Origin of the sequence: Methanoculleus sp. (genome assembly GCF_035363275.1) — an archaeon.
Classification (GTDB): domain Archaea; phylum Halobacteriota; class Methanomicrobia; order Methanomicrobiales; family Methanoculleaceae; genus Methanoculleus.
Window position 1 is genome coordinate 2431 of the sequence record NZ_DAOSET010000015.1, and the last position, 24228, is coordinate 26658.

Genomic DNA, 24228 nt, shown 5'->3' on the forward strand with positions numbered 1-24228 from the left:
GGTGCAACAGTCGCCCCCGGCTGTCTGGCTCCCGTTCCTTGCGATCGGGCTCCTGCTGGTGCTGAGAAGGATCTGATCTTCTCTTTTTATCCGGAGAGCGTAACCTTGAAGAGTGAACCGGGGCCGGGCGCACTCTCTTCACTATCAATCCCGGCTTGTTTGAGGATGCCAATCTGTCTTCCTGTGCGGTTCTTCCCGCTGCACATCAAGAACGAGTTCTATTGCTTCTTTGGTGTTGGCAAGCGCTTCACCCTGGCCGGTCGCTCCCGGGATCTCAATGCACCGAACGGTGAACCCCCCCTCTTCTTGTGGTTCGAGCACTGCCGCATATTTCATGATTGTATCGTCGATCGCGCAGATTATACACGTTTTTTTGGTGGTTGTTTGAGCAGTTCGACGAGCAGCGATCGGGATGAACAGTGTTCCACCGGCTGTGCCTGCGGCGTATCATTTCATCGGGGCGTTAATGCAGTCGAAACCGGAAACAATATGTGAACAATCATAATTTCAACTAAATACATTTAACTTAAAGGGATTATTTTTAGAAAATATTATACATGGCCGCACCCCATAGCAAAACACCGGTTGCTATGAAGCTGATTACCGTTGCAGGGCCTCCGTCCTCGGGGAAAACCTCCGTCATCCTCAAAACCATCGCAGCCCTCGGGCTACCCGAAGGGAGCGTGGGGGTCGTGAAGTTCGACTCGCTCACCTCCTTCGATCACCAGCGCTATGACGAACAGCAGATACCCAATCAGACCGCTTTTGCCGGAAAGATCTGTCCGGATCACTTTTTCGTCAGCAATGTCGAAGGGGCGGTAGAATGGGGTATGAAGAAAGGGCTGTCGGTTCTTATTACGGAGAGTGCAGGCCTCTGCAACCGGTGTTCGCCGTACGTGAACGCCATCCTGTCGGTATGTGTCATCGACAATCTCTCCGGCGTCAACACGCCGAGAAAGATCGGCCCGATGCTGAAGTATGCCGATATCGTCGTCGTCACCAAGGGAGATATCGTCTCCCAGGCAGAACGCGAGGTCTTTGCCTTCAATATCCGTGAGGTCAATGCATCGGCGACCGTTCTCTTCGTCAACGGGATCACCGGCCAGGGAGCGTTTCTGCTTGCCCGCTACTGGCAGGATGCCCTTGATATCCGGACGCTTCGCGACCGCAAACTCAGGTTCACCATGCCTGCCGCCATCTGTTCGTACTGCACCGGCGAGACCCTTATCGGAGAGATGTACCAGATGGGGATGGTCAAAAGAATGGAGTTTGACGACGTATGAGCGCCCTTGACTATGTTGCCGAGGTCTCCGCCGTTCCAATCGGTGATATCCTCCGCCGCTACCCCCTTGCGGCCGATTACCTCGCCAACATACGGCTGAGCGGAGTCGATGAAACCAAGACGCTTCCTGAGATCCTGGAGGATGTCGATGAGGATATGCTTGAAGAGTTCGGGCTCGATCGCGAGGAGGTCATATTCCACTTCTGTGCATTTATTGAGGCATTTTCCCGGGTTAAGAGACCCGATGAGGCAATCTCCTCCATCACGATTCTCGGCGGACGGAATAAGACGGGAAGACCCGAGATGGTCGAGCTGACGATAACACCCGGCGAGGTCGTGAGCATCGTCGGTCCTACCGGCTCGGGGAAGAGCAGGCTGCTTGAGGACATCGAGTGCCTCGCCCAGCGCGATACGCCGACCGCACGGCAGATCCTCATCAACGGTTCGGTTCCCGATGCCGACAAGAGATTTGTCGCCGGAGGAAAACTGGTAGCCCAGCTCTCGCAGAACATGAACTTCGTCATGGACCTGACCGTGCAGGAATTTCTGGAGATGCACGCAAAAAGCCGGATGATCGCCGGGTCCGCCGCGGTCGTGGAGAAGTGTTTTGCGGTTGCCAACTCCCTCGCCGGTGAGAAGTTCACGCTCGATACGAAGGTCACCCAGCTCTCCGGCGGGCAGTCGCGGTCGCTGATGATTGCCGATACCGCTCTTCTGGGTTCATCCCCGATCATCCTCATCGACGAGCTGGAGAATGCAGGAATCGACCGGCGGGAAGCGGTCAAGCTCCTCGTCGGCAACGAGAAGATCGTCCTCATGTCGACGCACGACCCGCTCCTCGCCCTCCGTGCCGACAAGCGGATCGTCATCAGAAACGGCGGGATTACAAAAGTGATCGAAACGACCGCAGAAGAAGAAGAGACGCTTCATAAGATCGAGGCGATCGATTCCGTCCTCCTCGATATCCGCAATCAGCTCCGGGGAGGAGGAATTGTTGCAAAAGAGAGTATTCCGGAATTCCAGGAGATATGACGTATGTGGGAGTTATACGACGCATTGATCGAGCAGATCCCGGACGATATCGTCGTCGACGACATCGTCGTCGGGGGGGAGATGACGTATGTCGGGGCAAACGGCAACATCGGTCTTGCAGCATACCGGGGTTATGTCCAGCGTGCCCCGATGATGACCGAGAACAGGATTGGAAAGTCGTTAAAAGAGGTGGCCGGGTGCGTGAAGTCCTGGAACCTGCTGGAGGCATCCATCGGCCACTCGGCGATCGACGCGTGGTACAATCACCCGGATGTTGCGAGGTGTGCAGGGATAGAGATTCCGGAAAAGAAGCGGGTTGAGGAGCGGCTGAAAGACCCGTTCATCAAGTCCCAGAACCTTGTGAAGGGGAAGAAGGTCTGTGTCGTCGGCCATTTTCCGTTCCTCGAGAAACTGATTGCCCCGGTCTGTGACCTGAGTATCATTGAATGGGACCCGGAAGACGGGGATTATCCGTACTCCGCCTGCGAATATCTGCTGCCGGAATGCGATTATGCGTTCCTGACCTGTGCCGCCATCGGCGACAAGAGCATGCCGCGGCTTCTCGAACTCTCGGAGAATGCAGAAGGGGTGACGATCGTCGGTCCGGGAACTCCTCTTTCTTCGGTCTTCTTCGATTACGGCGTGACCGATCTATCCGGTTTCGTCGTGACCGATGTTGCGCTTGCCAGACGGATCGTCGCAGGGGCGGAGAGCCAGAGGATCTTCGGAGCGGGAATGAAGGTGCAGTATCTTCGCCCTGAGGTTTAAGGGAGACTGCGGCGTATCGTTCATGAACGTGCCGTTCTTTCACAATCGCCACGCGAACGGTTTTTGTTGAGATCCCGCTCGCCTCTTTTTGAGAAGACTTGAGCTCCTCTGGGGTTGCAACCCTCCGTGTCCGGCAACCGGCAAGCGCGTATCGAAGGTTGCGGCCCCTATTCAGGACGACTTCCAAAAGGACGTTGCGTTTATGCTGCCGCGGCGCTGAATCAGCATCCGACGATTCCAATCCTGGAACCGCTTGCCCAAACTGTCCTGCTCCAGACTCCGGCCGGCAGGGCTACAGATGAAAGACTGAGAGGAGGAAGTTAACGTAGTACCGTACCTGGAGGTTAGGCCTGCAGAAGCCCGTCACGAGGTCGACCGGAAACTTCCTCCCCGGATGGGCAAGCCGGAGGGTTCGAAAATGAAGAGCGGTTGCCGGAGACCGGTTCTCCCCCGTCTCGACCGCTCAGGACTGTTCACGCGGTATTTCCGCGAATCTCCATACCTTAAGTCTGCGTGTATGAGGTGTCCCGCCGATGCGCGGGTGGTCGTCGAGGCGGCGATCGGCGCCGCCCCCGGCTGTCTGGCTCCCTTTCTTCGCGGTCGGGATCTTCCTGGCGCTGAGAAGGGCCTGTTCTCCTTTTCTATCCGGGACACGGCACCTGTCCGCTCCCGTGCCGCATGCCCGGCGGTCGACTCCCGGCCGGCGGGCGAAACACCGGTCCGGAGCGTCGGTGTTCGTTGATTCCGCTGGACTCTCTCGCGGCAACGCCGCTCTCGCGGGGCGCCCGCGCGCGCCGGGACCTCCGGTGCCCGGCTCCGCCGCTCTTGCGGGCGGCAACGGCTTTTTTCCCTATTTTTGCCGTGGATTCGACCCGCCCGTCGATGTCCCGCGGGGTCTTCCGCCCCCCCGGCGGTGCGGGGCTGTTTTCGGTCTTGAGCGGATCGCGGGATCGCCGGGGAGTTGCGCAACCGCGAAGGCGAAAACGGTGAACCGGAGAGTACGTGTACCATCACGGATCCGGCGCCCCGGTATCTCGTTCCGGGTGCTGTGCAGAACCCTTATCACATCTCACGTGGCATAAACGAAAAATATTTAACAAAAGGCTTAAGTTCAGGTAATGTGATTGATCTCTTGTCAAGCCGGCCTGCTGGTCAGCTGTAAGGATCGGCTTGCGGGAGTAACCATGAAACGAGATGTCTTCCCAAAAGTGAGGGCGATCCCGGCAGCCTGCTGCCTGATCATCGCCTTAGTGTTCCTCGCGGCGCCGGCAACGGCGACGACCACACAGGTGAGCGTAACGAAGTATTGCGACAACAACTACTCGACTGCCGAGGATGCGGAGACCCTGACCCTCGCGCAGCTCCAGGGATTGTCGGCAATCTACAGCAACGGCCTGCTGTATATGCAGGGCGGGATCTTTGATAACACAACCGACGTGTGGACGTATACCAGCGGCAGTATGGCCTGCTTTGGCGAGCAGAACGGCACCTACGTCCGCAACATTACCGACCGGGTCGGCGGGATGAGCGTGGGCGACGAAATCAAGGTTGCGGCATCCGACGGCTATGGGATGTACTTTAATTACACCAACGTCTACGCGCCGAACAGCAGCCAGGGCGAGATGATCCTTTCCTGGCAGAACGAGACGCATACCGTCCCCGATTACGCGGACGGGATAAGGCTCTTCTTTTACACGCCGAGCGACCTGAACTTTACCAATGCGGACATGCGCGATTCGATGGCATCGTGGTATTGGGTCATTGTTAAGGACAAGTATAATCCGAGTGATCTTTATCCCTCGGCAAAGGGCCTCTCGGTGAAGTCCATCAGCGACCTTAAGATCTACCCGCCGCACCGGTATGACTTCAACACCACCGGCGACACGACCAGATACGCCTACGCGGGCGGTGTGACCGGCCTGCCGAGCAGTGCCACCGATCCGAGCACGCCGTTCACCAGCACATCGGCAATCGCTGACGATGACGGCACATCATACTCGACCAATAGTGGGGCTGGTTACTACGCCGCCCATCGCTTCGTCTTCAATGTCTCTGAGAATATAGACAATATAGAGAAGCTTGCTGTAACATGGGCTGGCGCCGGCACTGGTAGTACTAATGGAGTTGATCTCTACATCTGGAATGGCAGCGGATATAGTTCGTTGGACGAAACTACTCTCGGTGTAAAAGATACACTCACAGGAGCCATTACCTCTGGCATAAGCAATTATGTCGTCGATGGTAATGTAACGGTGCTCGTGAAGCAGAAGAGTGTAACGGATGGAGATGATTCAACTCTTGCAACCGACTATGTGAAACTCGTGGTGACGCATCACAACACGAATTCCAAGTATACTCTCTAGTCAACCAACTCTAACCATTTTTCCAATTATAGGTGATATAATGAAAGCATACCTACCTCTTGCCATTGTACTTGGTTTGCTCTGTATTGTGTTCCCAGTATCGGCGACGATCCCGGCGACCCTCTACGTCAGCAACGATGCCAACATAACAGATTATACAACTATTCAGTCGGCAGTCGACGCCGCTTCGTCCGGCGATACAATCTACGTCCTGCCCGGGACATATTCGCGGTTTGAGGTTGGGAAACCACACCTGACCATTCAGGCCCTTCCAGGTGACGAATTGGTTATCCTGGATTGTAATGGGGGCGAAGGTCCCAGGGTGCCGTCTGACAGCAGTCAAGATGCCACAGGGACGATCCTTGACGGGTTCACCTTCGTCAACCCGGGTAGTGTTATTAAGTTAGGAAATTATGGTCCTGCATCGGATTCGATTATCCGGAACTGTATGATAATTGGAATGACGGATCGGATGTCGCCGAAAGGTTCCAATATCACATTTGAGAACAATACGATTATAGATGCGATAGGAAATGAATTTGGAGCCCCTGCTTTTATCCTTCGACTGAGGGATGCGACAGACTGCAACATTATCAATAACACGTTCATCAACGTCACATCTACAGAGGGGATCATCACCCTCAGAGACACAACGACCACCAATAATACCATCGCCGGAAACACCTTCGACAGTACCTGCAACGGAAACGCCTTCTACTTCCGTGACGCTGGTGAGAACAACCGGATCCACCAAAACAACAACGTCTCCGGTGTCGCTCTCCACGCTGGCACCACCGCCCCGGTTAACATCTCCTGGAACACCACCGCCCCCGTCACCTACACCTACGACGGCGTCGAGCACACTGACTTCGTCGGCAACTTCTGGTCGAGCTACGCCGCGTCCGACGCCGACGGCGACGGCATCCTCGACACACCCCACGTCCTCCCGTCCGGTCTCGGCACCGACCACGCACCCTTAGCGGGAGCGTGGGAGGACGGGGTCATCGCCAGTCCGGCTCCCGAACCGAAGACCTGGTACGTCGGTGAGGGCGGGGACTACGCCGCCATCCAGGCGGCGGTCGACGCCGCCGCTGCGGGCGACACCATCGTCGTGAAGGACGGCGCCTACACCGAGAACGTGCTCGTCGACAGGGCCCTGACCCTCATGACCGAGAACGGCCCGGCGAGCGTCACCGTCACCGCCGCCGTGCCCGCGAAGCCGGTCTTCGACCTCAGGGCAGACGGCATCGCCGTCAGGGGCTTTACGACCCGCGGCCCGACCAACGAACACGTCGCCTCGATCGAGAGCGTCGGCTACGACGACTGCCTGATCATCGGCAACGACTGCGGCGGCGGGTGCTACAACGGCATCCACCTCGGCGGCAACGCCACTAACTGCACGATCACCGAGAACTCCTGCCACGGCAACACCAAGCGCGGCATCAGCCTCAGGGACGACGCCTGCGGCAACTTTGTCTACAACAACACCTGCACCGGCAACGCCGACCAGATCTGCGCGAAAGACAACGTCCACGACAACTACATCTGGGCCAACACCTTCGTCGGCAGCGTCCAGTGCCTCGGCGAAGACATCTGTCACTCGCCTGAGGAGGTCGCCTACACCTACAACGGTGTCGGGTACACCGGCTACGTCGGCAACTACTACAGCGGCTACACCGGCATCGACGCCGACGGCAACGGCATCGGCGACACCCCCGTGTTCATAGGCCACGACAAGTACACGAACACCGACCGCTACGACAACTACCCCATCATGGGTCCGTGGACGGGCCCGTGGCGGAACGGAACCATCGTCTTCGTCGAGCCCGCTCCGGCGACTCCATCCGACGTGACGATCACCTCCCCGGCCCCGGGCAGCACCCATGAGATCGGCCTTCCGGTTCAGTTCGCGGCAACCGCCGTCGGCGCCAACCTCACCTACACCTGGGAGACCGGCGACGGCGGCAACGCCACCGGTCAGGACGTCACCTACACCTACGGCAGGGCCGGCACCTACACCGTCAACCTGACGGTGAGCAACGAGCACGGGAGCTCCTCGGCAGAGATCGGTATTGTCATCACGAAACCGGAGCCGATCGTCTTCAACACCTCCGTCACGGTCTACGCCGACGAGCCGATCGTCGTCGACGGCGTCAGTTACGGCGGCAACACGTTCTTCAACATCCTCGCCGCCGCCGGCTACGTCTACACCTACGCCGACAGCGACGCGGGCTACAGCGACAGAAAACCGCTCCTGACCCTCACCATGGACGGCGTCACCTACCCGACCCGGAACTTCGGCGACGACTACAAGTGGAAGTTCTACGAGACCCTCGGGACCGGTGATGACAAGAAGTTCAAGAAAGCCTTGAACGGCTACATCACCGGATCCGGCGCCTACTACATCTGGTACGGCGACCTGAGCCAGTTCGGCTGGTGGGACCTCCCGTCGGTCGAGAACTCGACCTACGTCGTCGAACTCAACGTCACCCTCCTGCCGACCCGGCCCAGCGGGGATGGCACCCCGTCCGGCGTGACGATCATCTCCCCGTTATCGAACAGCAGTTATGCCGTCGGCGCCCCGGTGCACCTTGCGGCAACCGCGACCGGCGACAACCTCACCTACACCTGGGACCTCGGCAACGGCGATACCGTCACCGGGAAGACCACCGACTACACCTACACGACGGCCGGCAACTACACCATCACCCTGACCGTGGCAAACGATGTCGGCTCGGCCGAAGCATCGACCGGGATCACCATCGTCGACTCGGACCTTCCCTACATCGTCCTGTACCAGGGCACGGTCGATATCGTTGACGGCAGCACGATCATGGCCGCCATCTCCCCGCGCTCCGGGGGCTACACGCCCGGTGAGGATTACATCGAGATCCCGGCAACCAGCGTCGGCGGCATGCTGAACGCGAGCGGCTTCATCTTCGACCTCTGGAAGAGTTCGAAGCCGATCCCGACCTACTCGCTGACGGACATCACCACCCCCGAGGGGGTCTGCTACCCGAACGTCCAGAACGCGACGGCGGACCTTGCCTGGCGGTCCTTCGACGGCATGACCTCTGCCGCAACGAAGTACGACCCGAACGTCGTCCTCGCAAACGGCACCACCATCTACACGGTCTACGGCGACTACAACGTCGTCAACTCCGACCCGAGCGGCGCCCGGTACGTGATCGTCACCACGCTCAACATCGTTGACTCCGAACCCGCGGACGCACCGGTCGCCGGCTTTGATGCGAGCACCACGTCCGGCGACGCCCCGCTCGCGGTGCAGTTCACCGATCGGTCGACCAACACCCCGACCTCCTGGTCCTGGACCTTCGGCGACGGTGCGTCCTCCGCCGAACAGGACCCGGAGCACGTCTACACCGCTCCCGGCACCTACACCGTGGCCCTCACGGTCGCGAACGCCGCCGGGAACGACAGCGTGGCGAAGACCATCGCCGTGACCGAGGCCGCCGAAGGGGAGACGGACACCATCGTCCTCCAGCGGGGCTGGAACTTCGTCTCGACCCCGAAGCGCCTCGCCGACGGTGCGAACACCTATGCGATCTTCAATGACGTCGACACCGCCGCCCACACGATCCTGCTCTACGACGGGCTCGAGTACGACTGGAAAATGATGGGTCCGGCCGACACCTTCCGGCCGCTCGACGCGGTCTGGATCTACGCGAACGGAACCTACGAGATCCCGCTCGCCTTCGCCTCCGGCGCCCCCGACCTCCCGCCCACGAAGGACCTCGGCAAGGGCTGGAACGCGATCGGGTTCTCCGGCACCGAACCCCTGTCCGCGGCAACCTCCCTGCTGTCGCTCGGCGACCGCTGGGCCACCCTGATCGGCTACGACGCGGTCGACCAGCGGTACGAGGCCGGGATCATCCGGACCTCGGCAAGTGAGACACGGCGGATGCAGCCCACGCAGGGCTACTGGATCTACATGACCCGGCCGGACACCCTCGCCGCCATCAGCGGATAGAGCGTTGAGATTGGGTACGTGCACGGTCCTCTCCGGCCGGGGGAGGCACCCCCTCCCCCCCTGCACGTCCGCCCCGGAAAGAAAGATCGGGTTTTATGTTTTTCGTCGATCTGCTTCGTGACCGGCAACGCCCGCAGTGGCTTTTGTTGAGCGAAACGCCGATCGTGGACGACTGAAACCCGTTATAGCCGCCCGGAGGTCCGCGCGTACCGGGAGCCCCGGCGTCCGGCGTTCTCCGGTGGGTGCGGGACCGTTTTCGGTTTAGAGCGGGTCCGCGGGATCGGAGGGGAGTTGCGCAACCACGAAGGCGAAAACAGCGATCGGGGAACACGTGCACCATCACGGATCCGGCGCCCCGGTTTCCCTGTTCCGGGTGCCGTGCATAACCCTTATCGTATATCATGTGCCGTAAACGAAAAATATTTAACACAATGCTTAAGTTTAGGACATGTAATTGATCTCTAACCAGGCCGGCCTGCCGTAGGGCCCGGCTTCCGGGAGTTATTGCATGAGACGCGACGTATTCCCAAAAGCGAGGGCGATTTCCGGCAGCCTGCTGCCCGGCCATCGTCCTGGTGCTCCTTGCGGCAGCGACGGTCGAGGTAACGGCGACGAGGCGCTATGGCGACCGCGGTGAGCCGTCACCTCGCTGACTCCCGACCTTCTGGTTCTTCATTCAGGTGATATGATGAAAAACAGCTACTTGCATCCGGCCATGCTACCTGGCCTGCTCGCCCGGGACGGACACGCCCGCTGCCATCGGCGGAAAGAGGCGGGGAGGATGGGAATACGACCGGGTATCACAGTGCTCCTCCTCCTCGGCCTCGTCGCCGGTGCGGCGGCGGCCGGGGGCACCCCTGCGATACCCCAGGAGCTCTACGGGGGCGTGATGATTGGCGGCTCCCCCGCACCCGCCGGGACCGTGATCACGGCGACGATCGGGGGTACCGAGTACGGCTCGGTGGAGGTGGTGGAAGCCGGAAGATACGGCGATCCCGATCCGTCCAAAACGAGCCGGCTGCTCGTGAAGACAACTGAAGACCGGGCGGGAGAGACGATCACGTTCTACGTCGACGGGGTCGCCGCCCAGGAGACCGTGGTATTCACGCCCGCGGTAGTGACGGTCCTTGACCTGAGCGTCGCGGGGAGCAGCGGCACCGGCAGCGATACCGACATCGACACTTCAGGCAGTGGCGGCAGCAGCACCGGGACCCGGTACACGCCGACCGCCACCGCGGTGCAGACCCCCGGGCAGGCCTCCCTTGCCACGTCTGCGGCCGGCACCGTGACTGTCAGGACCGCTGACGGGACCGGCGCCGTGACGATCCGGGAGGGCACCGCCGCCCTTGACGCCGACGGCAACCCGCTCGGCGAGGTGACCTGCAGCAAGGTCGCTGCAGCCGAAGTCCCGGCAGCGCCGCCGGGAACGACGGTTGCCGTCGCCCTCGACTGCGGCCCTGCAGGGGCCACGTTCGACCCGCCGGCCGTCCTCACCTACACCCTCTCCGCGGAAGAGTGGGCAGGGATCGGCGACGGCGCGACGCTCTCGGTGATGTGGTACAACCCCGCCTCGAAGGCATGGCAGGAGATTGCCGCAACCGTGGACCCCGCCACGCGGACGATCACCGCAGAGGTCGGGCACTTCAGCATCTATGCCCTGGCCTGGACCGTCCCGGAGACGACGGCGGCACCGGAACCGCAGCAGACCGTTTCGCCCGGGGAACCGTCCTGGCCGCTCGCCGGTATCGGGGCGGTGCTCCTGATCGGCGCCGTCATCGGAGGCCTTGTGTATCTCAGAGGGAAGCAATGATGCCCCTCTTTTTGTATTTTTCCGGGTTGCGCGGTCCCGGTCGCCGCGACCGGACGGATCTACCGGGGCAGGATCTCCGCACGAACGTAGGACCATCGAAAACCCGGAGAAAAATCGAAAACGCGAGTTGAATCCCATGAAACAATCAAGACAGGTAATTATCACGCTCATGGTGTTGCTGCTGGCCGCCGCCGTGCTCTCGGCGCCGGTAGCGGCGGCAAACTACAACACCACCGAACTCCGTATCGCAAAGTATGCAAACGACAAATTGACCGTTCTGAACGAGACGACCGTCGACTACCACTGGCTGGAGGCAAACCTCCCGATCCAGGGAGACGGCGTCACCCGCTACTACCACCAGGGCCCGGTCTTCGAAGGGGAGTGGGAGAAGGTCCACCCCGATGAAGCGTACGACGGCTGGAACCCGGGCGAGGACGTCCGGATGAGCGTCCTCTACAAGGCGGACTTCGGAGCGGTCATGGGGACCGACCTCCGGGACATCTGCAACTACATCGGCGGCGCCGGAGAAGGAGACGCGATCAATATACGCAGCAGCGACGGTTTTTCAAAGAACTACCCGTATTCGATAATCTACGACCCCGACCCGCGCCAGGGTCCGGCCGTCCTCTGCTGGTACAGCGGCAACGGCTCCGGCCCCGATACGCAGGAAGGGATGGAACAGGGCCAGGGCTATCCGGATACCGGGTACATGGCCGGCATGCGGATGATCTTCTTCGCCGACACCTCCTCAAACCCCTGGGGCTGGCATGTCTTCGGCAACAACGACATGAAAGAGTGCTGGGATGAAAAATACTGGTGCTACGGCGGCGACTACCCCTCGACTGCCGGAGCCTCCCCCAAGTGGGTCAGCCAGGTCAGGGTTTACAGCCAGGACGATCCCGAACCCCCGGTTGCAAACTTCACCGCGAACGTGACGAGCGGTACGGTGCCCTTTGCCGTCACGTTCAACGACACCTCCATGCCCGTCGCGACCGCGTGGGAATGGGACTTCGGCGACGGCATTACCTCGACCGAGAAAAACCCGGTCCACACCTACACGGAACCCGGCACCTACACCGTCACCCTCACCGCCACGAACAAGGCCGGGAGCGACACAAAGGAGATGAGCGGGATTGAGGCGGCCGCGTCCGGAGGAGACGGCGACGACGCCGCCGAACTCCGCATCGTGAAGTATGCAAACGACGGAATAACCATCCTGAACCAAAAGACGGTCGACCGCAGCTGGCTGGAGGCAAACCTCCCGGTCCAGGGAGACGGCGTCACCCGCTACTATCACCAGGGCCCGATCACCGAAGCGGCCTGGAAGGAGAGGTATCCGTATAAACAGTACAACCCCTGGAACCCCGAAGAGACCGTCAACTTCATCGACATCGGTGCGGTCAGGGGCACCGATCTCGCCGACATCTGCGATTACGTCGGCGGCGCGAGCGCAGGCGACACCGTCACCGTCAACACCTCCGGCGGCGCCGCGATCGCCTACCCGTATGCAACGATCTACGAGCCCAACCCCAGGCAGGGTCCGGCAGTTCTCCGCTGGTACGACGGCGACGCAGCAGACTACACCTCCAGCCTGCGCCTCGTCTTCTTCGCCGACACCTCCACGAACCCTGATGGCCGGCACGTCTTCGGCAACACCGACATGAAGGTCTGCTGGGGAGAAGCAAACGCCGTCTACAACGACACCCTCCCTTCGAGCGCCGACGCCGCGCCGGACCGGGTCGTCGAGGTGCGGATCGACGGTAGCGATCCCCCCGCGCCCCCGGTCGTATCCTTCAGTGCCAACGTGACCTCGGGCTCGCCCCCGCTCACCGTCCGGTTCACCGACACCTCGTCGGGATCCCCCGACACCTGGGCGTGGGACTTCGGTGACGGCGCGACCTCGACCGAGAAAAACCCGGTCCACACCTACGCTGCTCCCGCGACCTACCCGGCAAAGTATACCGTCACCCTCACCGCTACGAACGCCGTCGGCACCAACAGCACGACCGTGGCCGACTGCATCGCGCTGAACGCTAAGGCGGCAGACTTCACCGCAAACACGACCGGCGGGCTGCCGCCGCTTGCCGTCCGGTTCACCGACACCTCCGGCGGCAACCCGACTGCATGGGCGTGGGACTTCGGCGACGGCAACACCTCGACCGAGCAGAACCCGGTCCACATCTACACCCGCGTCGGCACCTACCCGGTCACCCTCACCGTCACCGGCCCCTTCGGGAGCGACACGGTTGTGAAGACCGAGCCGATCGACCAGATCCGGGTGCTCGAGCCCAGGGATATCGGGACCACCACCCTGCGCGTTGCAAAGGTGGCCAGAAACGGCACCGTCTTAAACGAGACGACCGTCGACTACCGCTGGCTGGAGGAGAACCTCCCCGTCCAGGGCGACGGCGTAACGAACTACTACCACCAGTGGTGGATCTTCGATGACACCTACCCGGACCCGGAGGAGAAGAACTGGAACAGCGTCTTCCAGGGCAAAGGAAGGTTCGGCGCCGTGAAGGGCACCGACATCAAGGACATCTGCGACCTCGTCGGGGGCGCTTCCGAAAGGGACTTTATCCGCCTGGACAGCAGGGACGGCTATAAAACAGGGCTCAAGCAGGAATGGGTCTACAACCCCCACCCGCGCCAGGGCCCGGCCGTCCTCTGCTGGTACAACGCGGGCGGCGGTGACGGCCAGGGCGTCGGCTACACCGATACCGGCTACTTCCCGGGCATGCGCCTGATCTTCTTCGCCGACAACTCCACGAACCCCTGGGGCCTGCACATCTTCGGCATCTACGATGCCTACATGGCCTGGGGTACGTGGGAAGACGCAACCACAGGCTGGTCGGCAAAGTGGATCGACAAAGTCGTCATCGAGGTGGACAAATACGCCACCGCCCCGATCGCGAACTTCACCGCCGACGTGACCGCCGGTGAGGCGCCGCTCACCGTCGCGTTCACCGACAACTCGACCGGTGCTGACTCCTGGTCCTGGGCCTTCGGCGACGGCGCGAACGCGACCGACCGGAACACGACCCACACCTACACGGCCCCCGGCACCTACACCGTGAACCTCACGGTCGCGAACGCCGCCGGGAGCAGCAGCGCGACGCGGACCATCGCCGTGACCGGCTCCGGCGATACCGAGCCGGGCGAGACGGACACCCTCACCCTTCATCCGGGCTGGAACTTCGTCTCGACCCCGAAACGTCTCGTTAACGGCGCGAACACCTTTGCGATCTTTAACGGCGTCGATACCGCCGATCACTCGATCCTGCTCTACGACGGCATAAACGGCTGGACGATGGCCAATTCGACGACAACCTTCCGGCCGCTCGACGGGGTCTGGATCTACGCGAACAGGACCTACTCGATCCCGCTCACCTACGCTGCCGACGGTCCGACTCTCCCGCCCGAAAAGAACCTCGCCAAAGGCTGGAACGCGATCGGGTTCTCCGGCACCGAACCCCGGTCCGCGGCAACCTCCCTGCTGTCGCTCGGCGACAACTGGACCACGCTCATCGGCTTCGATACACAGGCCCAGGAGTACGGAGTGTCGATCCTCCGTGGCGCCACCGGCCGCCACGGTGAAGAACGCCCGATGCAGCCCCTGCAGGGTTACTGGATCTACATGACCGATGCGGAGACGCTCGCTGCCATCGGAGCCTGAAGGTGAGAAGGTGAAACCACAGCACGGTATTGCACTGGTCCTCCTCATCAGCCTCGTCGCCTGTGCGGCGGCGGCGGCCGGGAGTGTACCCCCTGCTCTCCCCCATGAATTCTACGGGAACGTAACGATCGGCGACTCTCCCGCACCCGCCGGGACCGTCATCACCGCGAAGATAGGGGATACCGCGTACGGCTCCGTCGAGGTGGCGGATGCCGGAAGATACGGCGATCCCGACTGGAGCCTGGGGAACCGCCTGCTCGTGACGGCGACCTCCGACCTGAAAGGAGAGACGATAGCGTTCTTCGTCGGCGGGGCGGCAGCGGAGCAGACCGCTCCGTTCACGCCCGGCGCAGTGATCCGCCTCGACCTGTCCGTTAAGGCGCCCGTGACGGCACCGACCGCGAAGTTCACGGCGAACGTCACCTCCGGCCCGGCGCCGCTCACCGTCCGGTTCACCGATACCTCGACAGGGTACGTTACCGCCTGGTCCTGGAACTTCGGCGACGGCGCGAACGCAACCGACCGGAATACGACCCACACCTACACGGCGCCCGGCACCTACACCGCGAACCTCACGGTCGCGAACGCCGCCGGGAGCAGCAGCACGACGGCGGTCATCACCGTCCGGGAGATCGGCGGGGTAGAGATCGTCCGCGGCCCGTACCTCACCGGCACCACCACGACGGCGACCTTCATCAACTGGATGGCGCAGGAGCCCGTCGCCGGCACCGTCGAGTACGCCGACGACGCCTACTACAGCGCAAACGGTGGATACGAGAAATCCGTCGCCGACACGGCAGAAACCGCGTTCCACCGCGTCGCGCTTGAGAACCTCGCCCCCGACACCCTCTATCACTACCGCGTCGCCGCGAGCAACACGACCACGGGCGACCACACCTTCCGGACGTTCCCCGAAGACGGCGGATTCACCTTCATCGTCTACGGCGACACCCAGAGGCCGGCGAACATTAAGCTCGTCGCCGACCGGATCGCCGATGAGGACCCGCTCTTCGTCCTGCACACCGGCGACCAGGTCAACGGCGTCGAGAGCGCGGGCGAGTGGAACGACTTTTTCAGGAACAGCGGGCGGATGCTCGGAAACACCACCATCTACACCGCGATGGGCAACCACGAGAAGAACCATACCGCCTACTACGAGAATTTCGGGTTGCCCCAGCGATACTCCTTCACCTGTTCGGACGCCCAATTCGCCATCCTCGACGACAACAACTGGGTCGATATCAACCGTGAATCCGTCTGGCTCAAAGACGACCTGGATTCAGACGCGGCCTGGAAGTTCGTCGCCCATCACCACCCGCCCTACTCCTCCACCCCCGAACGCACAGGGGGCTGGATCCTCCTGCGCACGTGGGGCGAGACCATGAAGAATGCCGGCGTCTCGGCCGTCTTCAACGGCCACGTCCACGCCTACGAGCGCTACCTCGTCGACGGCATCAACTACGTCGTCGCCGGCACCGGCGCAGGCCCGCTCTACCGGCTCGGCGACGAGAGGCCCGAAGGCTACCAGACCAGCCTCGAGGGCACCCTCGGCTACACGAAGGTCACCCTGCACCCGAACGGAACTGCCGTCGCCGGGTTCGTCAGGGTTGCCCGGCTCTCCGACGACGCCAACGTCCTCGAAGTCTACCCGCCGGGCAGCGTCTTTGAGACCTACACCATGACCCGCCCGCCCCGGGCCGACCTTGCGGCCGTTGGGCTGACCGTCCCCGGCGGCGCAGTCGTCGGGACCGCCTGTAGCGTCAACGGGACCGTCGAGAACATCGGGGATGCCGCCTCCGGCGCCTGCACCGCGACCCTCACCGCAGGCTCCGCCGGGATCGGCACCGCCGCCGTCGGCGCGCTTGCTCCCGGCGAGACCGCGAAGGTCTCCTTCACCTGGACCCCGGCAGCCGCCGGCGAAACGACCCTCGCCCTTGCGGTCGACCCGGCTGCGGAGGTCCCGGACATCAACCGCACGAACAACGCCCGGACCCTCATCGTCACCGTGACCGAATCCGGCGGCGGAGGCGACGCCCCGACCGGCGTGACGATCGTCTCCCCGGCACCGGGCAGCACCTATGAGATCGGTCTTCCTGTTCAGTTCTCGGCAACCGCCACCGGTGCCGGTCTGACCTACCTCTGGGAGACCGGCGACGGCGGCAGCGTCACCGGCCAGGACGTTAACTACACCTACGGCAGGGCCGGCACCTACACCGTCAACCTGACGGTGAGCAACGAGCACGGGAGCTCCTCGGCAGAGATCGGTATTGTCATCACGAAACCGGAGCCGATCGTCTTCAACACCTCCGTCACGGTCTACGCCGACGAGCCGATCGTCGTCGACGGCGTCAGTTACGGCGGCAACACGTTCTTCAACATCCTCGCCGCCGCCGGCTACGTCTACACCTACGCCGACAGCGACGCGGGCTACAGCGACAGAAAACCGCTCCTGACCCTCACCATGGACGGCGTCACCTACCCGACCCGGAACTTCGGCGACGACTACAAGTGGAAGTTCTACGAGACCCTCGGGACCGGTGATGACAAGAAGTTCAAGAAAGCCTTGAACGGCTACATCACCGGGTCCGGCACCTACTACATCTGGTTCGGCGACACGAGCCAGTTCGGCTCCTGGGACCTCCCGACGGTCGAGAACTCGATCTACGTCGTCGAACTGCACGTCGACCTCCAGCCGACCAGGCCGGTTGCACCGGTCGCGAACTTCACCACTAACGTCACGTCCGGCGACGCACCGCTCGCGGTCGCCTTCACCGACGCCTCGACCGGTGCGGACTCCTGGGCCTGGACCTTCGGGGACGGGGCGACCTCGACCGGGCAGAACCCGGTCCACACCTACACCGCCCCCGGCACCTACACCGTCAACCTCACCGTCACGAATGCCGCCGGGAGCGACAGCGCGACGAAGATCGTCACCGTAACCGAAAAACCCGCCGGCCCCGCCCCGGTTGCCGGCTTTGCGGCAAACGTCACGAGCGGCAACGTGCCGCTCGCCGTCCGGTTCACCGACACCTCAACGGGGAACCCGACTGCCTGGTCCTGGACCTTCGGCGACGGGGCGACCTCCGCCGGGCAGAACCCGGTCCACACCTACACGGCCGCGGGCATCTACACCGTCACCCTGACGGCCGCGAACTCTGCCGGGAGCAGCAGCGCGACCGGCATCGTCACCGTCCAGGAGATCCCGGCGGCACCCCCGCAGGCGGCGGAGAACTTCACCCTCGGCAATGGTGCAGTCAACATCACTACCGGAGAGGGCGGCGGGCAGCAGGTGACCTTCAACGCCACCGCCGGGACCGGCAACGTCACCGGTAACGACATCCTCCTGCAGAGCGGCGGTCTTGCCGTCACCATCCGGACCGATGGGCTCACCGCCAACGGCAGCGTATCGACCGGCAACGTCACCGGCGTCCACCTGGAGTCCGCTCCCGTCAACGCCACGGTCGGCAACGCCGGCAACGTCTCGGTATCCTTTGAGGCCGAGATGAACGGCTACAACCCCGCGCTCGGTATCACGGCGTCGATCTACGATCAGCCGGGCGACACGGCGAATACGGCGTTCGTCCTCGCGGCACAGGACGAGAACCTCGAGCTCGCCGGCATCGCCTATGCAGTCTATTTCACGAAGACCAACCTCACGGGGAACGACACAATCCGCGATGCCGTCCTGCGGCTGACGGTCTCGCCCGGCTGGGTGGACGCAAACGGCGGCATCGATACCGTCCGGATCTTCCGGCTGGGCGACGACGGCAACCGCTCGGTGCTGCAGACGACCTACGAAGGGATGGAGAACGGCATGATGGTCTTTACAGCCGTCTCGCCGGAGGGTTTCTCCGCGTTCGCGCTTGGCGCCGTGGCCGGTCCCGCGCCGGCCCCCGCCTCCTCCGGGAGCAGCGGCGGCGGCAGTTCCCAGGTATCGGTCGGTGCGGCAAGCAACCTCAAGATAGGCGATAGCGTCACCTTCCCGATGGACAGGACGGCAATCACGGCGATCGCCCTCACCGCGGACGATGACGTCAAAGAAGTCATGGTGACCGTGGAAAAGGGCTCGCTCCCGCGGGGTGCCGAAGCCCCGGCAGGCACGGTCTACCAGTACATCGAGACCAACCTCTACAAAGCGGCAGCCGGGAACTTCAGCGCCCTCCAGCTCCGGTTCGCAGTGCCGACCGCCTGGCTCGCGGGGCAGGGATGCACCGCGAAAGAGATCGGGCTCTTCCGGCACACCGATGAAGGCTGGAGGCAGATCCCGGTCGAGGTGCTCGACGAAGAGGGCGGCGATGCAATCTTCTCTGCCAGTGCGGATGCATTCGGTCTCTTCGCCATCACGGTGACCGGGAAGGCCACCGGCGAACCAACCTCCGGACCCACCGGGACGACGACAACGCCCGTGGCGGGCACGACGACGCTTCCGGCAGAACCGCCGGTCGAAGAGCCGCCCGCCGAAGGATTCCCCGCGACGACGCTGGCCTTCGTCGCCGTTACTATCGTCATCATCGCGGCGGCAGGATACGTCTTCTTCACGAGGAAGTAACCTCACGACGTTGGGTGACGGCGTGCGGGAGTCCCCTCCGGCAGGGGGCTCCCGGTTAACCGGCGTCCAGGACTCCTCCTGCCGGTAACCCCGGCAGGAGGCCGGCCTCCCGAAACAATCGAGTCGTCGCCCTGCCTCCGATCCTCTCCGGGGGTAAAGAGCGGCGTAGACGCAGGTTACGAAAACCCTGATGAGTTATTTAGATTAACAACGTTGAAAAATCGATTAAGTAAACCAAACTAATTTGACTTCCGGGCAACGTATCCCGGCATCGCTTGAAAATCCCATCTACCCGAAGGCGCGAGTTGAATCCCATGAAACGATCGGAACAGGCAATTATCATCCTCGTGGTGCTGATGCTGGCGGCCTTCGTGCTGCCGGCGCCGGTGCTGGCCTCAGGTTACACCACCACCGAGGTGCACGTCGTAAAGTATGCAAACGATGAGGTGACCGTCCTGAACGAGACGACTGTCGACTATCACTGGCTGGAGAAGAACCTCCCGATCCAGGGCGACGGCGTCACCCGCTACTACCACCAGGGCCCGGTCTTTGAAGGAGTCTGGGAAGAGGAGCGTCCCGGCGAACCCTATGATCCCTGGAACCCGGATGAGGGCATCAAAATCAGCATCCTCTACAAGGGAGACTACGGGGCGGTCAAGGGGACCGACATCAAAGACATCTGCGACTACATCGGCGGCGCGAAAGAAGGAGACACGATCAACGTACGCAGCAGCGACGGTTTCAGAAGATCCTACCCTTATTCGCTCATCTACGAACCTGACCCGCGCCAGGGCCCGGCCGTCCTCTGCTGGTACAGCGGCGCAAAAGAGGGGCCCGACGCGGAGAAAGGAAAGGAGCAGGGCCAGGGCTATCCCGATACCGGGTACGTCGCCGGCATGCGCCTGATCTTCTTCGCCGACACCTCCACGAATCCCTGGGGCTGGCACGTCTTCGGCAACACCGACATGAAAGAGTGCTGGAGCGAAGAATACTGGTGTTACGGCGGCGACTACCCTTCGGCCGCCGGCACCTCTCCCAAATGGGTCAACGAGATCCGGATCTACAGCCAGGAGGACCCCCCTGAACCACCGTTTGCCGGCTTCACCGCGAACGTGACCTCGGGCGCTCTCCCCCTCGCCGTCCGGTTCACCGACGCATCAGAAGGCGTCCCGACCACATGGAAATGGGATTTCGGCGACGGGAGCACCTCGACCGAGAAAAACCCGGTCCACACCTACACCGTCCCCGGCACCTATACCGTTACCCTCACCGTGACGAACGCCGCCGGGAGCGACAGCACCGAGAACACGGTGACCGCCGGAGTTGCAGGCTTCACGGCCAGCGTCACGTCGGGCGCCGTTCCCCTGACCGTCGACTTCACCGACGCCTCCGACGGAAAACCGACCGCATGGGAATGGGACTTCGGCGACGGCGAAACCTCCGACGAACAGAACCCGACCCACACCTACGAGACGGCGGGCACCTACGACGTCACCCTGACGGTCGCCTACCCCGCCGGCAGCAACAGCGTAACCAGGGCGAAATACATCACGGCGAGTTCGGGCAGCGTACCGGGTGGCGGCGGCGGGGGTTCCGATTCATCTGAGACCGCCACCCCGGTCCCCGAGAACACCACCGCAACCCCTGATGAATTCGCCGGAGAGATCTTCGAGAACCGGACCTTCCGGCCCGGGGTGCCCGACATCGAAGAGATCGTCATCTCCGCGCCGGAGATCCCGGAAAACCTGACCGTCTCCTGCGAACCAACCGGCCTGCCTGAAGAGGTCCCCGAACCGCCCGGAGAGGTCTACCGGTACTACAACATCACCTCCGGCGGCGCAAACGTCACCGTCAACGAGGCCGTGTTCCGGTTCAGCGTCCCCGACACCTGGATACGGGAGAACAGGATCGATATCGACGACCTCACCCTGTACCGATACAACAGGACCTGGACCCCCCTTAAAACCCGGTGGACCGGCACCGTCAACGGCACCCACACCTACGAGGCCGCTTCCCCCGGCTTCTCCCTCTTTGCAATCTCCGGGAAGAAGGCCGAGCCCACCCCCGCCGCGACGGCGACCCCGGTGAAGACGGCCACCCCCGTAGTCTCGGGTGCGCCGGGAAAAATTGACGGAACCACAGAAAACCCGCTCATGCTCGCCTTCGGGCATATCGCGGCGGCGTCTGCCCCGTTCTCAGGGGTACTCGATGCCGTCATGGCGTTCTTCGCCTTGTTCGGCATCATCCCCGCCGGTTCTCCCCCGGTGCCGGAGCCCGTGCTCGCCCCCGATCCGGTGCCGGCAACACCCGCGCCGGTACCAACCGTCGATATCACCCGGATGCAGTTTACCCTCTCGGTGCTCTCCGACCCGCCGGGCGCGCTCGTCGACATCGACGGAGAGTATACCGGGAAGACGACGCCGGCAGCCTTTGCGTCGCTCCCGGGCGGCAACCATACCGTCCGGGTGTACACGGACAGCGGCGGACCTGAGGAACGGGCGATCGCGCTCGATCGCGACGACGAGATCCTGATCGAACTTCCGGCGGCCGGAGCGGCCTCCCCGGGTCCGCTCCCTGACTGGAACCAGAACTGCCACGGCGGCGTCTACGTCCAATCGTCCCCGGACGGCGTGGAGATCCGCGTCGACAACTACAAGGCGAACCAGAAAACCCCTGTGGTTATCTACGGGCTGAAGGAGGGGCGGCATACCATCAAGGTGCAGGCAACGAAGATCGCGTTCGAGTCCGATAGAGAGCTGACCTGGGTTGAAAAGAACAGCATAACCCCGGTGACGTTCACGAGCGGCAACCCTGACCTGGTGCGCTCGATCCGTTTCGAGTCGAATGAGTATGCGAGGAAACCCTTCTCGATCAACGGCAGGTACCTGGGCGACCGGCTCCCGAAGAATGTCGATATCAGAGGGGTCGGGGGATCGTACATCACCGTTCGCGACGACAATGGAGGTTACCGGAGTTACAGGATACCTGCCACCGTCGAGTCGAACGATACCGTGAACGCCGCATTCTCCGATGCACCCTGCAGCGTTCTCGTGACATCGGTGCCGTCGGGTGCGGCGATATCGATCGACGGGTTCCGGACAGGCTTTGCCACGCCGTACGTCATCAAGAACGTATCGGAAGGAAAGCACCTGGCCCTGGTCTCAAAACCCGGGTATATCCCGGCAGAACAGGAGTTCCTCCTGACAGACAACCGTGGGGACGCCTGCGACGCCACGATGAAGGTCATCCTCGAACCCTACACCTGGGGATCGCTTAACGTCTCGAGCACACCGTCGGGTGCCGAGATACACCTCTACGGCCGGGACACCGGGGAGAAGACGCCCCACACCTTCCACTACCTCGGCATCGGCAGTTACACGGTGAAGGTGGTGGGGGAATACGGGTCAAGGACGATCGGGGACGTGACCGTCTTGCCGTATGCGATCGCCGAATGCCATGCAGACCTCCCCAGGGGTGGACTGAAAGATCCGGGGGCTCCGTGAGGAAGCCGCCCCGGAAGTATCCGGCGATCAAAATCCGTATGGTTCGGGCCCCTCTTACGCACGTTTGGGGAGAGTCGAACCATACCCGTCGCCGGATCGCGAACACGGCTCCCCTCCGGGTAACGCACCCGGAAGGGGGACACCCCTCCCGGCAGAGACGCTCCGGGGGTGTGCCGCAGATCGCCGTCGCCGGAAACCGGACGCGGTTTACTTAAAATTAACGTAATTTATATCTTTGCAAAGTAAATGGGAAAATATTTACTCGGGAATAACGCATTCCAGTATATTCATCGAGCGCACCAAAATCCGGAAAGCCTGACAGACGCGAGTTGACCCCCTATGAGACGATTGGAAAAAATTATTATACCCCTTGTGGTGCTGATGCTGGCAGCCTTCGTGCTGCCGGCACCGGTGCTGGCGGCGGAGACGGGGACCACCGAGCTCCGCATCGTAAAGTACGCAAACGACAGAACAACTATCTTAAACGAGACGACCGTCGACTATCACTGGCTGGAGAAGAACCTCCCGGTCCAGGGCGACGGCGTCACCCGCTACTACCACCAGGGCCCCGTCTTCGAAGGGGAGTGGGAGAAGGTTCACCCCGATAAACCCTACGACGGCTGGAACCCGGGCGAGGATGTCAGGATGAGCATCCTCTACAAGGCGGACTTCGGGGCGGTCAAGGGGACCGACCTCAGAGACATCTGCAACTACATCGGCGGAGCCCGGGAGGGCGACGAGATTAAGACCTTCAGCAGGGATGGTTTCACAAAGATATTCCCCTACTCGATCGTCTACGAACCCGACCCGCGCCAGGGCCCGGTCGTCCTCTGCTGGTACAGCGGCGAAGGTTCCGGCCCCGATACGGAGAAAGGAAAGGAGCAGGGCCAGGGCTACCCCGATACGGGGTATGTCGCCGGCATGCGCCTGATCTTCTTTGCCGACACCTCCACGAACCCCTGGGGCTGGCATATCTTCGGCAACACCGACATGAAAGAATGCTGGGACAAGAAATACTGGAGCTACGGCGGCAGTTATCCCTCGACCGCCGGCACCTCCCCCAAATGGGTGAGTGAAGTCAGGATCTACAGCCAGGAGCCCCCGGGGTCCGCCGCCGCAGAGGCGCAGCCCGCCGCCGGAGCCTCGCCGGCACAGGAGACCGCAACGCAGCCGCTCGCCCCCGGAGGTATTATGGGCCCGCTCGCCCTGCTCGGTGTCGTGCTCTGGTCAATCCGATATAAGAAGCAGGGATAA

At 62.3% G+C, this 24228-nt stretch carries 11 protein-coding genes; all 11 read left to right on the forward strand.

The genetic code is table 11. The features are described 5' to 3' along the window. The coding region (locus PLN84_RS04570) for a hypothetical protein (RefSeq protein WP_348531936.1) at positions 1–495 on the forward strand (495 nt) is incomplete at its 5' end. A 95-nt stretch (positions 496–590) separates the two neighbouring features. After that, complete coding sequence (locus tag PLN84_RS04575; protein WP_292385189.1) at positions 591–1283, forward strand: GTP-binding protein; 693 nt, start codon at positions 591–593, stop codon at positions 1281–1283. Continuing rightward, on the forward strand, positions 1280–2314 hold the full coding sequence (locus PLN84_RS04580) for an ABC transporter ATP-binding protein (RefSeq protein WP_292385187.1): 1035 nt from the start codon (positions 1280–1282) through the stop codon (positions 2312–2314). The genes PLN84_RS04575 and PLN84_RS04580 overlap by 4 nt, the downstream gene beginning before the upstream one ends. Positions 2315–2317: 3 nt before the next feature. Next, positions 2318–3082, forward strand: coding sequence for a DUF364 domain-containing protein (locus PLN84_RS04585; RefSeq protein WP_292385185.1), 765 nt, complete (start codon positions 2318–2320; stop codon positions 3080–3082). A 1184-nt stretch (positions 3083–4266) separates the two neighbouring features. Then, a complete protein-coding gene (locus PLN84_RS04590; protein WP_292385183.1) occupies positions 4267–5445 on the forward strand; it encodes a hypothetical protein in 1179 nt (392 codons plus the stop codon). A 448-nt stretch (positions 5446–5893) separates the two neighbouring features. Continuing rightward, positions 5894–9436, forward strand: a complete 3543-nt coding sequence (locus tag PLN84_RS04595; protein ID WP_348531937.1) for a PKD domain-containing protein — start codon at positions 5894–5896, stop codon at positions 9434–9436. A gap of 715 nt (positions 9437–10151) precedes the next feature. Then, positions 10152–11246: a hypothetical protein gene (locus PLN84_RS04600; RefSeq protein ID WP_292385180.1), complete on the forward strand. Its 1095-nt coding sequence runs from the start codon at positions 10152–10154 to the stop codon at positions 11244–11246. A 136-nt stretch (positions 11247–11382) separates the two neighbouring features. Then, positions 11383–14922, forward strand: coding sequence for a PKD domain-containing protein (locus PLN84_RS04605; protein ID WP_348531938.1), 3540 nt, complete (start codon positions 11383–11385; stop codon positions 14920–14922). A 10-nt stretch (positions 14923–14932) separates the two neighbouring features. Then, complete coding sequence (locus tag PLN84_RS04610; protein ID WP_348531939.1) at positions 14933–19471, forward strand: PKD domain-containing protein; 4539 nt, start codon at positions 14933–14935, stop codon at positions 19469–19471. A 314-nt stretch (positions 19472–19785) separates the two neighbouring features. Next, complete coding sequence (locus PLN84_RS04615) at positions 19786–22974, forward strand: PKD domain-containing protein (RefSeq protein WP_348531940.1); 3189 nt, start codon at positions 19786–19788, stop codon at positions 22972–22974. Positions 22975–23313: 339 nt separating this feature from the next. Beyond that, positions 23314–24228, forward strand: a complete 915-nt coding sequence (locus tag PLN84_RS04620; protein ID WP_292385173.1) for an argininosuccinate synthase — start codon at positions 23314–23316, stop codon at positions 24226–24228.